At 38.2% G+C, this 18931-nt stretch carries 14 protein-coding genes and 1 pseudogene; 13 read left to right on the top strand and 2 right to left on the bottom strand.

What is annotated here, in order from left to right:
- Positions 1–151 precede the first annotated feature (151 nt).
- The 9 genes from ACNHOZ_RS27260 (at position 152) to ACNHOZ_RS27220 (ending at position 12846) form a co-directional block, all read left to right on the top strand.
- On the top strand, positions 152–1084 hold the full coding sequence (locus tag ACNHOZ_RS27260; RefSeq protein ID WP_168761423.1) for a diacylglycerol kinase: 933 nt from the start codon (positions 152–154) through the stop codon (positions 1082–1084).
- Positions 1085–1179: 95 nt separating this feature from the next.
- Positions 1180–2553, top strand: coding sequence for a 23S rRNA (uracil(1939)-C(5))-methyltransferase RlmD (rlmD, locus tag ACNHOZ_RS27255; RefSeq protein ID WP_048021525.1), 1374 nt, complete (start codon positions 1180–1182; stop codon positions 2551–2553).
- A gap of 194 nt (positions 2554–2747) precedes the next feature.
- Positions 2748–4916, top strand: a complete 2169-nt coding sequence (locus tag ACNHOZ_RS27250) for a S8 family serine peptidase (RefSeq protein ID WP_053074089.1) — start codon at positions 2748–2750, stop codon at positions 4914–4916.
- An 84-nt stretch (positions 4917–5000) separates the two neighbouring features.
- The gene (locus tag ACNHOZ_RS27245; protein WP_048021526.1) at positions 5001–5648 is read left to right on the top strand and encodes a hypothetical protein; all 648 of its coding nucleotides are present in this window, start codon (positions 5001–5003) and stop codon (positions 5646–5648) included.
- Between the two features lie 217 nt (positions 5649–5865).
- Positions 5866–6681, top strand: coding sequence for a YitT family protein (locus tag ACNHOZ_RS27240; protein ID WP_013055060.1), 816 nt, complete (start codon positions 5866–5868; stop codon positions 6679–6681).
- A 195-nt stretch (positions 6682–6876) separates the two neighbouring features.
- A complete protein-coding gene (locus tag ACNHOZ_RS27235; RefSeq protein ID WP_048021527.1) occupies positions 6877–9615 on the top strand; it encodes a GTPase domain-containing protein in 2739 nt (912 codons plus the stop codon).
- Positions 9616–9628: 13 nt separating this feature from the next.
- Positions 9629–9859, top strand: a complete 231-nt coding sequence (locus ACNHOZ_RS27230; RefSeq protein WP_013055062.1) for a helix-turn-helix domain-containing protein — start codon at positions 9629–9631, stop codon at positions 9857–9859.
- Between the two features lie 171 nt (positions 9860–10030).
- Positions 10031–11017 (top strand): BMP family ABC transporter substrate-binding protein, encoded by a 987-nt coding sequence (locus ACNHOZ_RS27225; RefSeq protein ID WP_048021528.1) that lies wholly within the window; start codon positions 10031–10033, stop codon positions 11015–11017.
- 23 nt (positions 11018–11040) lie between these two features.
- On the top strand, positions 11041–12846 hold the full coding sequence (locus ACNHOZ_RS27220; RefSeq protein WP_048021532.1) for an ATP-binding protein: 1806 nt from the start codon (positions 11041–11043) through the stop codon (positions 12844–12846).
- Between the two features lie 26 nt (positions 12847–12872).
- Here ACNHOZ_RS27220 and map read toward each other — a convergent pair whose 3' ends face one another.
- Positions 12873–13619 (bottom strand): type I methionyl aminopeptidase, encoded by a 747-nt coding sequence (map, locus tag ACNHOZ_RS27215; RefSeq protein WP_025752900.1) that lies wholly within the window; start codon positions 13617–13619, stop codon positions 12873–12875.
- Between the two features lie 333 nt (positions 13620–13952).
- Between map and ACNHOZ_RS27210 the strand changes: the two genes are divergently transcribed.
- From ACNHOZ_RS27210 to ACNHOZ_RS27195, 4 genes are all read left to right on the top strand, one after another.
- On the top strand, positions 13953–15017 hold the full coding sequence (locus tag ACNHOZ_RS27210; RefSeq protein ID WP_033580820.1) for a lactonase family protein: 1065 nt from the start codon (positions 13953–13955) through the stop codon (positions 15015–15017).
- Positions 15018–15290: 273 nt separating this feature from the next.
- A complete protein-coding gene (locus ACNHOZ_RS27205; RefSeq protein WP_080968676.1) occupies positions 15291–16304 on the top strand; it encodes a nitronate monooxygenase in 1014 nt (337 codons plus the stop codon).
- A 63-nt stretch (positions 16305–16367) separates the two neighbouring features.
- On the top strand, positions 16368–17189 hold the full coding sequence (locus ACNHOZ_RS27200; RefSeq protein ID WP_048021534.1) for a MerR family transcriptional regulator: 822 nt from the start codon (positions 16368–16370) through the stop codon (positions 17187–17189).
- Positions 17190–17256: 67 nt separating this feature from the next.
- Positions 17257–18477: a multidrug effflux MFS transporter gene (locus ACNHOZ_RS27195; protein WP_048021535.1), complete on the top strand. Its 1221-nt coding sequence runs from the start codon at positions 17257–17259 to the stop codon at positions 18475–18477.
- 41 nt (positions 18478–18518) lie between these two features.
- Here the strand turns inward: ACNHOZ_RS27195 and ACNHOZ_RS27190 are convergent.
- Positions 18519–18931, bottom strand: a pseudogene (locus ACNHOZ_RS27190) (hypothetical protein); the annotation flags it as partial.

Here is an 18931-nt window from a genome sequence, read left to right as displayed (position 1 = left end):
CGAAACGTGAATATTGTATATCAAGGTTAATTTCTTTATAATATGTTTGTTCATGCCCCCTCTTGTTGATGATGTAATGTGAGGGGGCATTCTTTCACTGATAAAAGTAGGCAAAGATTTGTGACAAATTATCATTATTAGGATGATGAATATGAAAAGAGCGAGAATTATTTATAACCCGACATCGGGCCGTGAAATTTTTAAGAAAAACTTACCGGAAGTTTTGCAAAAGCTAGAGCAAGCAGGCTATGAAACATCTTGTCATGCTACAACTTGTGCTGGCGATGCAACAGAAGCTGCCAAAGTAGCAGTAGAGCGCCACTTTGACGTTGTAATCGCAGCCGGTGGAGACGGTACTATCAATGAAGTCGTAAACGGTATTGCCGGACAAGACTATCGTCCGCAGCTAGGTATTATTCCTGTTGGAACAACCAATGACTTTGCTCGTGCCATTAATGTTCCGCGTACAATTGAAGGCGCTGTTGATGTTATTGTAGAAGGCGTAACGAAGCCAATTGATTTAGGCTGTGTAACAAACGACGGAGAAACGCATTATTTTGTAAATATCGCCGGAGGCGGCCGTTTAACTGAATTAACGTATGAAGTGCCAAGCAAGTTAAAAACAATGCTTGGACAGCTAGCTTACTATTTAAAAGGGATGGAAATGCTTCCTTCTATTAAACCAACATCTGTTGAAATTGAGTATGACGGAAAATTCTTTGGCGGCGAGATTATGTTCTTCCTCGTTTCCTTAACGAACTCAGTCGGCGGTTTTGAAAAGCTGGCACCAGATTCTTCTTTAGATGACGGCATGTTTGATTTAATTATTTTAAAGAAAGCAAATTTAGCTGAATTTATTCGAATTGCGACACTTGCGCTGCGAGGAGAACATATCAATGATCCTCACATTATTTATACAAAAGCGAACCGTGTTAAAATTCATACGAATGATAAAATGCAGCTAAATCTAGATGGCGAGTACGGTGGGTTATTGCCTGGGGAATTTGTAAACTTATATCGCCATGTAGAAATCTTTGTTCCAAAAGCAACAGCTGAATTGATGGAAAAAAATGAGATCGCCTAATTGCGATCTTTTTTCATGCTTTCCTTTGTTTGGCTTTCGCTCTTATGGTACAATCAGTTCAGCATTTTCAAATGACTAAAAGGATGTAACGATAAATGGAAAAATTAAAACCACCTGTAGAAAAAAATGAATATATAGATGTTGCGTTTGAAGATTTAACGCATGACGGAGCGGGTGTAGCGAAAGTGAACGGATTTCCTATTTTCGTTCAAAATGCGCTGCCCGGCGAAAGCGGCCAAGTAAAAGTCATTAAAGTAAAAAAAGGCTATGCGTTTGGCAAGCTCATTAAGCACCATACAATTAGTGAGCAGCGTGTTGAAGCACCCTGTCCGGTCTACAAGCAGTGCGGAGGCTGTCAGCTGCAGCATGTAAGCTATGAAGGACAGCTGCAATTTAAACAAAAGCAAGTAAAAGACGTCATGGCGCGAATTGGCCATTTACCTGACGTTCCGGTACATTCGACGCTAGGAATGAACGATCCTTGGCGCTATCGAAACAAAGCTCAAGTTCCCGTAGCAGAGCGAGAAGGCGGTTTGGTGGCTGGGTTTTATCAGCAGCGAAGCCACGATATCATTAACATGGATGCCTGTTTGATTCAGCAGCAGGCAAATGATGATGTTGTTCAAGCTGTCAAATCAATCTGTGAAAAGCATGGGGTTTCTGCTTACCAAGAACAAAAGCATAAAGGCTCGCTTCGTCATATCATGGCGCGCTACGGACTTGTAACGGGTGAAATTATGGTTGTAATTGTGACTCGTACAGCTGAGTTGCCAAACAAAAAGCGTATTATAGAAGACATTATCGAAGCCGTGCCGAACGTGAAATCAATTGTTCAAAACGTCAACAGCAAGCGCACGAACGTCATTTTAGGGAACCAAACGAACGTACTTTGGGGAGAAGAATATATTTACGACTATATCGGCGAAGTTAAATTTGCCATTTCAGCAAAATCATTCTATCAAGTAAACCCTGAGCAAACGAAAGTGCTTTATGACAAAGCGCTCGAGTATGCAGATTTAACAGGAGAAGAAACGGTCATTGACGCCTACTGTGGAATCGGAACAATCTCGTTATTTCTCGCTCAAAAAGCGAAAAAAGTATATGGCGTTGAAATCGTGCCTGAAGCGATTGAAGATGCAAAGCGCAACGCTGAGCTAAACGGTATTCACAACGCTGAATTTGAAGTAGGCGAAGCAGAGGTCGTCATTCCAAACTGGTACAAACAAGGCATTAAAGCGGACGTCATCGTCGTAGATCCGCCGCGAAAAGGATGCGACGAAGCCCTTTTAAATACCATCATCGAGATGAAGCCGAAAAAAGTTGTCTATGTTTCATGCGGACCAGCAACTCTTGCGCGTGATCTAGCTATTCTAGAAAAAGGCGGCTATGAGACGGTTGAAGTTCAGCCTGTTGATATGTTCCCGCATACGACGCATGTGGAGAATGTGGCGGTGCTTACATTAAAATAAGAGGATAAATACGTAGATCGCTATCAATGAAATGATAGCGATCTTTTATTTTCCTTATAAATAAAAGGTATAAGTAAACAATTTTATAGTTCTTTTGTCGTAAAATGTCTAAAATTAAATAGTTATATTTTCTTAAAATTCTGATATTATAGGTCTGTAGTATTATTTTTGGAATATTAATAAGGGGGGCCTATATGAAAAAGTCTTTAAGTGCTTTATTGGGAGTAAGTTTATTAGTATCTGGATTAACGCTAGGAGCGGAGTCAAGTTATGCAGAGTCAGGTACTTCTAATGTAAAAAAGGCTACGCAGCAGTTGAATCCTACTATCCAAATTCCTGCTAGTAAAGTGAAGGAAAAAGAAAAAAATTTATTTAGCAGCAGCTCTACAAAGGAAACTAGAAGAGGAAAGATAACTGAAGCGGATGCAAAAAGAGGATACATAAAAGACGAAATTATAGTTAAGTTTAAAACGAATAAGTCTCTTAGTAGTCTAGGAGATAAAACAAAGGTAAAAGGGTTAAAGTTAAATAAAACGTTAGATAAGAAACTAGGAATTCAAACGTTAAAGTTTGATACGAATGTATCAACTATGAAAGAAATCTTAAAAAGCTTAAATGCTTCCAACGCTGTGGAATATGCTGAACCTAACTATATTTATAAACCAGCCGCTGTTTCAGAGCCATATTATCAATATATGTGGGGATTGAAAAATACAGGTCAATATATAGATGGAGTGGCAGGAAAAAAAGGCATTGATATAAATGCTGAAAGTGCTTGGATGAAAACAAAAGGAAGCGCTAGCACTACAGTAGCTGTAATTGATACGGGAGTAGATATTTATCATCCAGATTTAAAGGATAATATTTGGAAAAATACTGGAGAGATTCCTGGTGACGGAGTAGATAATGATCATAATGGTTATGTAGACGATGTGAACGGCTGGAATTTTTATGATGGAAACGAAGATGTTTATTATGACGAAACAGAAGATGATCATGGTACTCATGTAGCTGGAACAATCGCCGCTAAGGAAAATTCAGTAGGTGTAATGGGTGTAGCACCTAACGTTAAAGTCATGCCTTTAAAATTTATTGGTCCCGATGGCGGTAGTACAGATGATGCCATTGCTGCAATCAATTATGCAAAATCAAAAGGTATTAAAATATCTAATAATTCGTGGGGAGGCGGACAGTACTCTCAGGCTTTATATGATGTTATTAAAAACTCAAACTCTACGTTTATAGCGGCGGCTGGAAACGATGGTGACAATATTGATTATTATGCCGCTTATCCAGCTGCTTTTGACTTACCTAATATCGTTTCTGTAGCAGCGGTAGATAACCAAGGTAATTTAGGCTACTTTTCGAATTATGGGAGTAAAAATGTAGATATAGCTGCACCGGGTGTTTCTATTTTGAGCACGCTTCCTGAGAATAGTTATGGCTATTTCAGTGGAACATCTATGGCAACTCCGCATGTAACGGGTGTAGCATCATTGGTTTTAGCAGCAAATCCATCTTTCAGTTCCGCACAGCTAAAAGATACATTGATGAAAAGTACCACAAAACTGTCATCTTTAACAGGAAAAGTTGCAAGCGGCGGTCTAGTTAACGCTGGATTAGCGGTATCAGCTGATATCGATGGAGAAATACCTGGAGTGTCTTTAAATGGAAATAGCATAAGTTCTACCTTGAACGCCTCCACGGATAAAGATGATGTATATTCAGTAAAGTTAACAAAAGGCGAAAAGTTTACAGTTTCGTTATCAGGAGCTGCGGGGACAGATTTCGATTTGTATTTGTATAATCAAAATGCAAAAACTGTAAACTCTAGCGATGGTATCGTAGCTTACTCAGAAAAGTTGAATACTTCAAGTGAAACTTTAACTTTTGTAGCATCAGCTGACGGAGTTTATTATTTAGATGTATACGCTTATAAAGGAAGCGGAAGCTATAAAGTAGATGTGAAGTACGGAGCAACTGCCGGGGTATACGAAGATACTAGTACAAATTTGGCTTATACAGGAAACTGGAGTAAAGTGTCAAACAGCAGTTCATCAGGAGGATCATACAAAGCTGTAAATGAAGCAAATGCTGGAATGCAGTTTGTATTTAATGGAACTGAGGTATCTTTAAATACGCTTAAGGATAATATCCAAGGGCAAGCAAAAGTAACGCTAGACGGCACCGCTTATTGGGTTGATTTGTACGCTGATAAGCCACAGTATAAAGCTACAGTGTTTAACAAAAAAGGATTAAAAGCAGGAAAACATACTCTCAAAGTTGAATGGTCTGGAAAAGTTCACCCTGGAGCTAAAAAGACTGTAACAAAAATTACGATAGATTCTATTACAGTTAAATAATAATCTAAATATGCTTGTTGAGTAAGGGCAGCTTTCATTTGAGGATGCTGCCTCTTTTTAAGTGAAAAAGAGGAGAAATATTTCATGGAAAAGCAATACTTTAATTTAATGTCATTCTTTAACGGTTATGTACGGAGCTATCGAAGAATGAATTTATCAAGTCTACATAACCGATCCATGTTCACAAAACGAGAAATTGATTATTTTGCTCATGTAGGGGAGCTGTTAGGTTTTGATGCCTTTATTGAAGACTCTAAGTTTGATTGCTTGAAAGGTCGTTCTAGACCAATGGATTTATCTTGGTGGAAATGGGATGCTCGATTTGATGATAAATACTTTTTGTATCTGGCCTTACACTTAGAACGAGAAAATGTTTGGGCAAAAGATGTCGACACCATTCAAAAGTTATTTTCACAAACGACAGAAGAATATATTCCTCATAATGTAATAGGAATTCAGTTCGTAGAGTCTTTTGAAAGGATAAAATATTTGAACGAATTGATTCTTCAAAAAAATGCTATTCAAAAGTCTAATGTTTTAATGATTTATCGATATTACGATGGTGAGATTAATTCAGAAAGAATTTATGCGTGCAGCTTTACTTCAAAAGGGATGAGTGAAGTAAGAAAAGCTATTTGTGCTCAAGATCAGACGGGATATTGGTTTATGGTATTTGAAGAAGAATATCAACAAGCTGGTTTTGATAATGAGAAAATTAGGATAGAAAAATGAATGAAAAAATTTTTCATATAGAAAGTTAACTGATTTGAATTTAAAGTGAAAGAGGAAACTGCTAAGTTTTTTTCTTTCGCTTTTTTACATTTGTCCACCCCACCAACACAGCAAATTTCTGAATATACTTTTTTTAAGGTTTTCAATATTTTAGGAATTATAATAAAGAAGCAATAAATGAAAACATTATATTTGTGGTAAGAGGTGAAGGGACATCATGTATAGAGCAATTGCTATTATAGCAGGTTCTGTATTAATTGGATTTGCATACAATTGGTTTTTAATCCCCCATAAAGTGCTAAGCAGTGGTATTAGCGGTATTGCTATGATTATAGGAATTTTAACGCCTGCAAGCACGGGAACAATGAATTTTTTGTTGAATTTACCCCTTTTAATTATTGGTTTTATGAAGTTAGGAAAGCGGTTTGTCTTACATACGCTGCTGTCCGTTGTGGCTTTATCAATTGCTTTATACGTGATTCCCTTGAGAGCTGTTAGTACAGATCCTATTCTGTCAGCTGTTTTTGGAGGAGTTTTAACTGGAATTGGCGTAGGGTTTGTTTTTCGTCAATCGGCTTCGACAGGTGGATTTGATATTATTGCGATGCTTCTTACGCATAAAAAAGAATTTCCTCTTGGCGCTATATTATCAGCGATGAATGCCGTAGTTGTATTTGTTTCAGGTTTCTTTGTGAATTGGGACGCAGCTTTATATACGATGCTTTCGATTTTCGTCACAGGAAAAGTAGTGGATGCGATTCATACTCGCCACATTAAGCTCACGTTAACCATTATTACGAGAAAAGGCGAAGAAATGAAGCAGCAGCTTCTTACCAATTTAGTGCGCGGCGTGACGTTAATGAACGGTGAAGGAGCTTATTCAAGAGAAGACCGTAAAATATTAATGACGGTGATTTCACGCTATGAGCTTGCAAACCTCAAGCAGTTAATTCAATCGGTTGATCCTGAAGCTTTCGTAAATATTACAGAAACGGTAGAAGTAATGGGGCTGTTTCGACGGGATGCTTATTAATATATTTGTTATTTCAGCGCCGATTTATGATAAATAGCCATTTTTATAGTATAAAAGTTATAAAAAAAGCCTTAAGAGTAGTTCTTGAGGCTTTTTTTGCGTAAAATATGAGTAAGAAAATATCGTGTATGAAAAGTATAAAAAAGGGAATTTGATAGAGTACATAAAATATTGACATCAAAAAGGAGAGACTATATGACGGTAGAATATCAGTTAACGAAAAAGAAATATTACGAAACGTTTATGCAAGAAAATGAAAATCAGCCGCCTGTAAAAGTCCTTGGACAAGTTTATTACGAAGAGCAGCAAAAAGAGTGGTACGACTTATCGCTCATTCGCTTAGCTCAGGGAGAAGTGTACTTCCACAATCAAGATTTTGAATCCGCGATTTTTAAGTGGGAGAATGTAAATGGCGAGTTTAAGCTGTGGGCGAAGAAAAATACAGCCGACGCGCATTATGAATTGGGGTTGTCTACGCTCGCTGAAGAGCTTTACCTATCCATCGAAACGGATTCAAAAGTATTAAAAGCTGAAATAGCGCTCAAGCTGTTTTCGCTTTATACGGACCATAACAATATTGAACGAGCTTATGAAGTTATTAACGAGCTGGTTGCTTCTCAGCCGGATTATCCAAACGTCACGGCGATTGCGCGAAGATTTTATGAAGAGCAAGAAGACTTTAACAGCGCAGTAGAGCTTGCGGTAGATGAGTGTATTCGAACAGAATCGTTAAATTGGTTTGCGGTATTAAAGACTTACGTAGATAAAGGATATACAGCAAACTTTATCCCTAACTATTTTTATCAAGTGATGATTTCATTTTACAAAGTGGACCAAGTATATTTCAAACAGCTTGTCTCAGCTTTATGGAAACAATATAAGAGTCAGCCCCCTTATCTTGCTTGGATTAAAACTATCAATGATATTTTCTTGAATATTGAAGTGGGTCTCTATGATTATTGGCAAGAGATTTCAACTCTTTATCAAGAGACGTACACTGACTTAATGGAAAGTGATCATTCTGTAAAAGAATTGCATGAAGTCATTCCGAACGTATTAACAAACTGGCTTAAAATTACTAATAAGTCACGTGCGTTATTTCCGTCTGCGGCCGTGCTTTCATGGAATGAAAAGTTTCCGTCAACTATTGATACCATTACAATCGAAAATGCAGGCAGATTAATTTTTGAGGCGCGTAATGACATTGATGGTCTTGAATATCACTACAAGCTTTGCCATGGCATTATTAAATGGGCTAATGAAAATGGTTTAGAAGTGGGGCACACCTTTAAATGGTGGGTAGACTTTTTATTAGATGCTCATACGACACACTTATTAATTACAGGAACAAATGCTGCAACGTCTTCATTTGTGGGATCGATTACAGAAGAAAAGGTACTGCAAAATCACGAAACAACCTTTGTGTTCATTCATGATGAAGAAGAATCTATCCAGCAAATCGCTGATCAAGAAATCATTCCGATGGAAACGATTGACGGAGCGGAGCAATCTTCTCACCAAGCGCTTGTAGAAGTGAAAAAACCTTTTGCGTTCCTTGATACGCATAATTGTTCATGCATTGTTACGCCAAGCTTTACAGAACAAGAGGCGCGTGAGCAGGATGCATTTAAATATGCTCCTTTAGCAGATGGTTTACTGTTTGTGCTTGATGCAAAAGAATCGCTGCTTGATGAAGAAAGAGAATTATTGCTGGAGATTAAAGAATATGCGCCAAATACGCCAGTTCATTTTGTCATCAACAATATGGACAGTCTTTATAATCAAGCAACGATTGAGCGAATTACAAAAGAATTTGAAGCAAGCATTGGAGCGGATTTCCCGCAGGCTCATGTATTAGCCTATACGCCTCACTACGTATCGAGTCAGCACCACGGAGACTTGGCTCAGTTTATTAAAGCTAATTTCTATTACGATCCAAACGACGTTGGAGTAGAAGAGCGTGCGCGCAGACTGCTGTTCTTCATTCAAAATATGCTAAAGAGCTTAGTGGAAAAGAGAAATCACACAGAAAATCATTTGATTGAAAGTATTAAATGGAACGAAGATATGCTTGTGCGATTAAATGGCTTCTTGCATCGAGTGGATGACTTAGAACAAGAAAAAGCGAGTAGTATTGTTTCAGCTTATCATGGCATTAAAGAGGATATCAGCAAAAAGCTAAAAAATAAAATTCCTCGTTTACTCAAAAAGTCTTCAGAATTAGTGAAGGAAGACAGTGATTTTAGTACAGTTCATATTGAACTGAATAAACAAATGAATATGCGCGTGGAAGAGCACTTGCAGCAAGATGTTCTACCTAAGTTCCGCATTTCTTTAAAGGACTGGATTGCTACATCAAATGAAGAGCTGATTGCGAGTCAAGTAGATATTGAAGAAGTAGCAGAGTCATTAAATAAGATGTACAATGAGCAAAAATTAACGTTAGCCTGCGATTTTAAAGTGTTGGACGACTGGCGCCGCGACGTTAATCGTATGGCTAATCGGGTTCAGCTGGATGAAGAAAATATTTTACTTCGCGTTAATCCAACGCAGCTTTTGTTAAAAGGAGCAGGAAAACTGTTTTCTTCCATTCTTCAAAATCAAACGCTACTTTATAATCAATATAAAAAGTACATTGAAAGTCAAGACTATCAAGATATCACAGAATCTATGCTGGCAAAGTTTTTTATGCAATTTAATTTATTTGAGAAAAATTTAGAAGTTGATATTGAACTATTCTTTGAAAAGCCAAAAGAGGTTCTAAAAGAAACGATTGAAGAAACACAGGCACATATTAATGAAAATCAAGACGTATTAAGTCATATGAAAGCCAATCCTGAAGCTTACTATGATCCGTTAACATTATTTCAGCTTCGCTTGCGTCAGTATGAGTTAATGGTTAAAGCTACAGAAGAAGTACACTATAACGTCTAAAAGGTGGAGCAGGATGTATTTAACGATAAAAGAAGCAGCAGAGTATCTATCTTTTCCTGAAGAATATGTACAGAAATTGATTCAAGAAGGAAAAGTAAGGGCTATATTTGATGGTGAAAACTACTTATTAAATAAAGAGCAGTTTAACACCCATTTAGAGCAAATGGAAAAGTACAAAAAACAAATTGAAGAATACCTAAATGAGCCAATCCCTGAAGATATGGACGTAAAAGATGAAGATTGAAGGCCGAAGCAGAAAACAGATGTTTTCTGCTTTTTCTTTTGGAGTGAAAGTGTTAAAAAAGGTAAGATATGAAAGAAATGTCGAAAAAAGTTGGAATTTCGTTAAAGATGTAGTCTTTTTAGATGCTTTTTTTATATAATGAAAGTATGCTAAACAAAAAGGAGAAGGTTTATGCAACGATCAAGACAGTTAAGGCTGATTTTATTGCTTGCCCTGATTGTTGTCGCTTCGTTTTTAATTATTATTATTTCGAAAACACAAGGGATTATAAGTCAGCAAACGACAAAAAAAGTAGAAAACACAAGCGTTGCAATTCTCACCTCTGATGTACTGACAGATCAAAGCTGGGGCAGTCTAGCTTATAAAGGGAAAATCAACATCGAGCAGAAGTACCCCGTTTCGGCTCAAGTTATTAGCGAAGTAAATACGAACCAAAAAATGAAGGAAGCTGCTGAAAAAGTTATTCAAAATGGAACAAAAGTCGTAATTGGACATGGAAGAGAATTTTCTACCGTTTTTACAGAACTCGCTCCTAAGTATCCTCATGTTCATTTCGTCACCATTCACGGTACTTCACGTTATAAAAACCAAACTGTATATACATTTGATCAAACAAAAATAGAGTATCTGGCAGGCACGGCAGCTGCCATGAAGACACGAACGAAAAAAATTGGATTAATTGATGCATTTGAAGCACGCGAAAAAAATCCAGGGTTTGAAAAAGGCCTAAAAGCGTCTGATTCCTCAATTGCTTTTTATTATCGAGTGGTAAACAGCCGAGACGATGGAGCAAAAGCAGTAAAGCTGCTCCGTGAGTTAAAAGATGAAGGCATCGATATCGTCTATGCTAAAGGAAATTCATATAATCAAGAAGTTATTCAAGAAGCGAAAACACAAGGAATGTACGTAATAGGATATTTAGATGATCAGGCGTATATGGGGAGGTCTGTTATTTTAACAAGTGTGATAAATGATGTTCCTCAAGCTTACAACGCGATTATGAAGAACTATTTTAGTAAAAAGGGCCTTCCATCTGGAGAAGTCAAACTTGACGCCCGGGATGGTGTTTATAAGCTTGCGCCTTTTGGACCAATGTACAGTAAACAAGAAAAACAAATATTATATTCGAAAGTTAGAATGTCTACACAGCCGAAGTAACTATGAAAAAGAAAGAGATGATTATGAATCAATTATTTCGCAACATGTCATTCCGTAGCCAAATATTAACGATTCTTCTTTTGATTACATTCATGTTAAGCGGGTTCTCTTTAGTTTTAGTGCATGCCATTGATAAAATGAATCATGTAAGCAACGAAATTAAAGATGAAGATGTTCCTCAAATGGTGTGGCTTTCTTATTGGGAAGAGCAGCTGAACATAAAAGAATACATTGTGAAAAATAATCTAAAGAACCCCACTGTCTCTTTGATAGAAGAATATCAATCATATGATACACGAGTTATTGAAGACAATGAAAAGTATAAGCAGCCTGTACCAAAATTGCTGATTCCATTAAAGGAAAAAATTGAGCTGCTGGATTTTAAGATTTCTAATAACGTGCAGGGACTACTGAAGTACGGAGATGTAGAGGGAGCACAAGAGTATCTTAAGGGAAATTATTTGCCGGATCTGCATCAGATAAAAAAAGATATTAATAGTTCAAAAGAAGAGACGGTTGATTCACTTGATACACTATCAGATACACTGTCTGTTATTATTAAAGATTCATTAATTTTACTATTGATTTTAACAGTAAGTGCTATTGTCGCTTCTCTTTATGTTTCGTATCGTATGAGTGCGAGCCTCACGAAACCAATTGAACAAATGATTGAAAAAGTAAATGACATTGCAGACGGAGAATACGGTCTTGTTCTTCAAGACACAAAGCAAATCGAGCTGAAGCAACTTTCGGCTTCTATCAATCAAATGTCGGTTAGTTTAGAAGATTCATTTTGGAAAATCATTAAAGATAAAGCATATCGCCAGCAGATCTTAAATTCACTGCCTGTTGGAATTATCACAATAGAAGATGAGACAAATAGTATATTTGCTAATACCTCAGCAAAACAGTTTTTAGATCTCGATGAAAAGGATATTTGCGGGTATATGAAGGAATGTCCTGAATATAATACTGAATTTTGGAGCATGTTGAATTCGGGAGAAATTCACGAAAATAAAAAAGTATTATTTGGAACGAAAGAGACGTGCTATTGCTTTTTAGCCTCTCAAACGCAGCTGTTTAATGAGAAGAACGAAAGCATTGGAAGGATTTTTTATTTCATTGATATATCGGATACCGAAGAATTAGAAAAGCGAATGCATCAGTCTGAGAAACTTGCCTTGGTTGGAGAAGTGGCAGCCGGAGCTGCTCATGAGATTCGTAATCCTCTTGCCGTGATTCATGGATTTATATCTCTTATGAATCAGTCTCTTTCTGATGAGGAGAAAAAGCGTTTTTACCTGCCTCTGCTTATGAAAGAGTTAGAGAGGATTAATTACATCATTGAAGAAATGCTGTTGTTATCAAAACCTGGGACTCCGGTGATGAAAAAAGTCAGCATGCAGGATATTATTAATGAGTTATTGCCTTTGATTACTCACTCAAGCAAATTTACAGAAAAAGATAAGCTTATTTTCGATGTGAAATTGCAGCCGCATGTATTAAAGGTAGATGAAAAACAAATCAAACAAGTTCTTCATAATTTAATTCGAAACAGTATGGAAGCCATGGATGGGGAAGGAGTCATTACAATCTACTCGCAGGTTCATGAAGATAGCTACTGTCTATACATTGAAGATACTGGAAAAGGTATTCCAGTTCATATGCAGCAGTCGCTGTACCAGCCTTTTTCCACTTCGAAGGATAGCGGCACAGGTCTTGGTCTGCCCATTGCTCAGCGTATTCTAGAAAGCCACGGAGGACAGATTAAATTATTATCTACTTCTTCCCGCGGCACAGTTTTTGTTATTAAATTTCCTCTACATTAAGAAAACAGCCTCAAAAGGGCTGTTTTTTAATGTGCTGTTAAAATAAGAGGACCGTTTTTCGTAATCGCAAGCGTATGTTCAAATTGAGCGGATAATTTACCGTCTGTTGTACGAGCAGTCCAACCATTTTTATCCATTTTAGAATGCCATGTACCAGCGTTTACCATTGGCTCAATTGTAATAACCATACCTTCTTTTAAACGTGTACCTTTGCCAGCTTTTCCGTAGTGAAGAATTGTAGGCGCTTCGTGCATGGTATTTCCAATTCCATGTCCTGTGAAGTCGCGTACGACAGAGAATTTTTCGCCTTCTACATAGCTTTGAATAGCGTGGCCGATGTCACCTGTACGGTTTCCTGGCTGTGCTTGCTCGATTCCTTTTAAAAGCGCTTCGTATGTAACATCTACTAGACGCTGTGCTTCGTCTGAAATGTCTCCAACGGTATGAGTCCATGCAGAATCTGCTAAGCCTCCGTTTAAATTTACAACCATATCAATGGTTACGATATCCCCGTCTTTTAACGGTTTAGTTGTTGGAAAACCGTGGCAAATTTCATCATTTAAAGAAGCGCACGTTGCATATTGATATCCTTTGTATCCTTTTTGTTCCGGCGTTGCTCCGTGCTTTGCTAAGTACTCTTCAACAAATTTATCAATTTGCATTGTTGTTATGCCTGGTTTGATCATTTTAGCGATTTCTTTATGACAAGAAGCTAATAATTTACCTGCTTCGTGCATTAAATTAATTTCGCGTTCACTTTTTAATGTGATCATTGTTGTTCACTCCTTTTTTGATGTAACTTTACGAAAAAAGTTGAGCAGCGGTTATAGCGATGGAAGTCGACTATTCATCAGTTCATTTTTCTTTATTTAAAAATCTAAGAAATACAGGAACCGTCTGCTATTGGGCGATATAAAATCATCCTTAATCATAACGCCCAATGGTAGGAAAATGCAAGATGCAGGCTTAAAAAGGAAGGGTTTGACGCTAGGCATGTAGGGAAAACTGATAAATGAACGTTGAATTGGAGCATTCTCTATAACAAATGCGGTATGATATAGTAAAATAAATGAAACAAAACAATTCTTTAGGAGGGGTATAGGAAAATGAGTGAACATGGAAAATTTATTGGATTTGCAGGTACATATACAAAAGCAGGCAGTGAAGGTGTCTATACATTTACGTTAGATACAAAGGCTAAAAAAATTGTAGAAGTAAAAGCCGTGGCTAAAATTGAAAATCCTACATACTTAAATGCGAGCAAAGACAATGAACATCTTTATACAGTTATTAAAGAAGGAGAAAAAGGCGGCGTAGCTGCTTTTAAGATTGATCCAAACACAGGGCAATTGAAATTTGTAAACAAACAGCTGCTAGACGGCGCGCCTCCTTGCTACGTTTCAGTGAATGAAGATAATACGCTTGTTTTATCTGCTAATTTTCATAAAGGGAGCGTTGAGACGTATTCTGTTAATGAAGAAACAGGAGAAATTGAATATGTAGCATCCGTAGTGGAACATCCTCATTCAGACCTTAAAAAAGGACAACAAGGAAAACCACACGTACACTATGCCGATTTTACTCCTGGAGAAAAACACGTGGCGGTTGTAGACCTAGGTATTGATGAAATTGTGACATATGAAGTGGAAGAGAATAAATTGAAGGAAGTCAACAGCCTTTCTACATCTGTTGGTTCGGGCCCTAGACATTTAACGTTCCATCCAAATGGCCGCTATGCGTATGCAATGACAGAATTCAGCTCCGAAGTTTTATTTTTAACGTATGATGAAAGCACAGGAAGCTTTACTCAACAACAAGCTACTTTAGCAATTCCGGCTGATTTTACAGAAAATAATCAAGGGAGTGCGATCCACATTTCTTCAGACGGCCGCTTTGTCTATGCAGGAAACCGCGGACATAACTCGATTGCAACATTCAAAGTAGACCAGGATTCTGGACAGTTAACATTCGTAGAATGGACAGGCACTGAAGGCGACTGGCCGCGCGATTTTGTTTTAGATCCAACGGAACAATTTATTGTGGCGTCTAATCAAGAGACAGGAAACTTGGTGCTGTTTGAAAGAGACCAAGAAAATGGAAAGCTAACGCTTCTTCAATCTAACGTTACGGTTCCAGAAGCTGTATGCGTAAAGTTCCTCCACTATAAGTAATCGATGTAGAAAGCCAGACCTGATCCAAAAACAATCAGGTCTGGCTTTCTAAACCTAAGCGGCTGTCACTCCCCTTTCGGGGTTAGTGCCATCCGCATAGGTGAACCTTTGAGGGAATAGTCAGGTAGTGCGCATTCCTAAGCGTCATTTATGATCCCAATTTTTGAAATGAGCGTAATCTATATATGGAAGAAAAGCCCTTTTGGAGGGCTTTTTTTTTCTGGTTTTGTAGTAGAATGAAGAGAGAACGCATGAAGGGCTGAGGTGATAAGTGTGGAAAATATATGTGAGTATCCAATTGTACAAGCTCCTATGGCAGGAGGAGTTTCGACGCCTAAACTAGCTGCAGCTGTATCTAATAGCGGAGGGCTAGGGTTTTTAGCCGCAGGATATAAAAGTGCGCGTGAATTGGAGCAGGAAATTATAGAGATGCACTCACTTACGAAAAAACCTTTTGGAGTAAATCTGTTTGTTCCGACAAATGAAAAAGTAGCAGTTGATGCACTTGATTGTTATCAAAAAGAATTGTCAAAAGCCGCTGGATATTTGGAGTGTCAAGTTGGCATACCAAAGAATGATGATGATGAATGGAGTGCCAAGCTCGACATCATTCAAAAACATCGAGTACCTGCTGTGAGCTTTACATTTGGGTGCCCGGATCGAGAGATTGTAGCAAGCTTAAAGGGAATTGGAAGTCATATTTTCGTTACGATTACAACACCTCAAGAAGCCGAAGTGGCTTTGAGAGCAGGAGCAGATGCGCTGTGCTTGCAAGGAATTGAAGCCGGCGGCCATCGGTCTACTTTTTTAGAGAGTTCGGTGGACTTTTCGCTTATAAATTTGCTAAAAGAAGTCCGTCTAATCACTAAAAAGCCATTAATTGCTGCGGGAGGCTTGATGACGGGGTCTGACATTAAACGCGTGTTACAGGAAGGTGCTTCTGCTGCGCAGTTAGGTACGGCTTTTATTTGTTGTCCAGAAAGCGGAGCGAGTGCTCTTCATAAAGAAAGCATTCTTCAAAAGCGTTTTAATGAAACAGGTGTTACAAGAGCTTTTACAGGGAAACGTGCTAGAGGATTTGTGAATGCTTTTTTTATTTCCTATGATAAATCAGCACCATCCGCTTATCCTTATATTCATTACATGACAAAGCCTATTCGAACAAAAGCTACACAAATGAATAATCCAGAGTACACTTCTTTGTGGGCAGGAACTGGATTTACGCTGGCAAAAGAACTGCCTGCACATCTTATTGTGGAAGAGCTTGTACAAGAACTAAATGAATGATGAGAATTACGGTGTTGCTTGCTTTAAGTGCAAGCAGCTTTACATAAAGAAGGTGAACTTATAGTGCAAAACAAATTTACGATTGGGCAAATGGCCAGACTGCACGATATTCCAATTAAAACACTTCGCTATTATGATGAAATTGGCCTGTTCGAGCCTTATGAAGTTGATCCGCAAACTGGATATCGTTATTATACGTTAGAACAATTTAAGAAATTAGATATCATTGTCTATTTAAAGCTGATGGGGGTTCCGTTAAAAGAAATTAAAAGAAAAATGGAGCACAGCAGCTTGGACGAATTTATTGAAACCTTAGCGGAATATCAGAAGGTAACAAAAGAAAAAATTCGTCACCTTCAAAGAGTGAATGCGCAGTTAATAACTCGAATGAAGGAATTAGAACAGACGAGACATATTAACCAAATAGGAGCCCCGTTCATCAAACACCTTCCTTCTCGTGAAGTTGTGCAAGTAAAAGCAGAGGTAGGTACGTTAGACGGAACTGAAAGTGTTCTGCGTGATTTAAAAAAGAAAATCAGTCATATTACCCCGATTATGATTGGGAAAGTAGGGTTTATACTATCTGTAGAAAACACAAAAAAACAACAATTTACAGATTACGATGGCATTTTTTTATTGGTCGAAAGCGATGTTTCTTTTAAGCATGAACTCGTTACGTTAATACCTGAAGGCGATTACGCATCTATTTATATGAGAGAAAAGAGAGATACCACAGGAGTCTATTACGATACGTTACTGAACTTTATTAAAGCCGAAGGATACAAAGCAGAAGGGCCTTTTTTAATTCGGCGAATTGTAGATTCATTTATTTCTCATCATGAAGAAGAGCGGCTGACGGAAATTCAAATTCGAATTACGTCTTGACTATCCAGTTGCTGGAGGGTTTAAGATGAGACTATTGTAAAACTGCTGAAGGGAGAGACAACAATAGATGAATCAGCAAAGTATTTCCCAAGGAATGTCTTTAAGCCGAGGAAATCGCATTTTATTTATTTTAATTTTGGGTTCACTAAGCGCATTTGGACCGTTATCAATCGATATGTATTTGCCAGCGCTGCCGACGCTTGCTAAAGAACTGCATACGTCAGCTTCTTTAGCCCAGGTTAGTCTGACAGCTTGCTTATTAGGCTTGGCATTTGGGCAAGTGGTAATGGGGCCATTCAGTGATATCCGGGGAAGGAAAAAGCCGCTTGTAGCAGCATTAATCACCTATGCAGTTGCCTCTGTGTTATGCGTGTTTGCGCCTTCTATTTGGATTTTTATCGTTTTACGATTTATTCAAGGTATGGCGGGAGCAGCAGGAATGGTTATTTCAAGAGCAAGCGTGCGAGACTTGTTTTCAGGTTCGGATTTAACAAAGTTTTTCTCCATGCTCATGCTCGTAAATGGTTTAGCTCCCATTTTGGCTCCGGTTGCCGGCGGACAGCTGCTGACGGTTATGTCGTGGCGCGGAGTATTTGGTGTGTTAGCCGTAATTGGTGCACTAATGTTTTTTGCCGTTTTATTTGGCTTGAAAGAAACGCTGCCGGCTGAACGCCGTAAAGAAGGTGGATTAACAGAAGTACTGCGTACATTTAGCGTATTGCTAAAAGATAGTGTCTTCGTGGGATATGCACTGGCGCAAGGTTTTATTATGAGTGCTATGTTTGCTTATATTTCAGGCTCTACATTTGTCCTTCAAGACATTTACGGGCTGTCTCCGCAGATGTTCAGCTTTGTTTTTGCTATTAACGGTTTTGGTCTCATTATAGCTACTCAAGTGACAGGACGTTTAGCTGGTAAAGTAAAAGAAGCTACTCTTCTCATGTATGGCTTGCTTCAAGCAGCCGTTGGAAGCGTGCTTTTAGTGGCTGTAATTGCTACTCACACGTCCGTTATTTTGGTCTGCATCTTGCTTTTCTTTGTTGTATCAAGCGTAGGAATTGTGAACACCACCGTTTTTTCACTTGCTATGCAAAATCAAGCTTCCAATGCGGGAAGTGCTTCAGCGCTTCTTGGATTGCTGCCGTTCTTGCTCGGAGCAGCCGTAGCTCCTCTTGTGGGACTTGGAGGAGGGCAAAATGCTCTGCCGATGGGCATTGTGATTATGGTCTGTGATTTATTAGCATTAGGTGTATACATGGCATTAGTGAAACGGAAAAATGCATCATAAAAAAGCTACTTGGCTCTCAACAGCCAAGTAGCTTTTTTTAGTTATTGAACTTTGTGCTCGTTCTTTTCAAACGGCATTGTGACACCGAGTTTTTGAATTTCTTTTTTTGCATTTTCTAAAATGGTTTCGGCCTTAGCTTTTGTTTCAGCATCTAAACCATTTAGAAAATCTTTCTTTTTAGCAGGAAGATCTACGCCAAGTTCTTTTAATTTGGCTTCAGCTTGTTCCTTAGTCAGGGTGCCGTCGCGAAGCTGATCCATAATAGCTTTGGCTTTTTTCTTAGTGGCTGCATCTAGATTGCTAAAAGGACCACCTTTATGTTCAGGGAAGTCTACGCCAAGTTCTTTTAATTTGGCTTCAGCTTGTTCCTTAGTCAGGGTGCCGTCGCGAAGCTGATCCATAATAGCTTTGGCTTTTTTCTTAGTGGCTGCATCTAGATTGCTAAAAGGACCGC

The organism is Priestia sp. D51, assembly GCF_053345675.1.
Note: the sequence above shows the minus strand (reverse complement) of the source record. Positions and strands in the feature narration are given on the sequence as shown.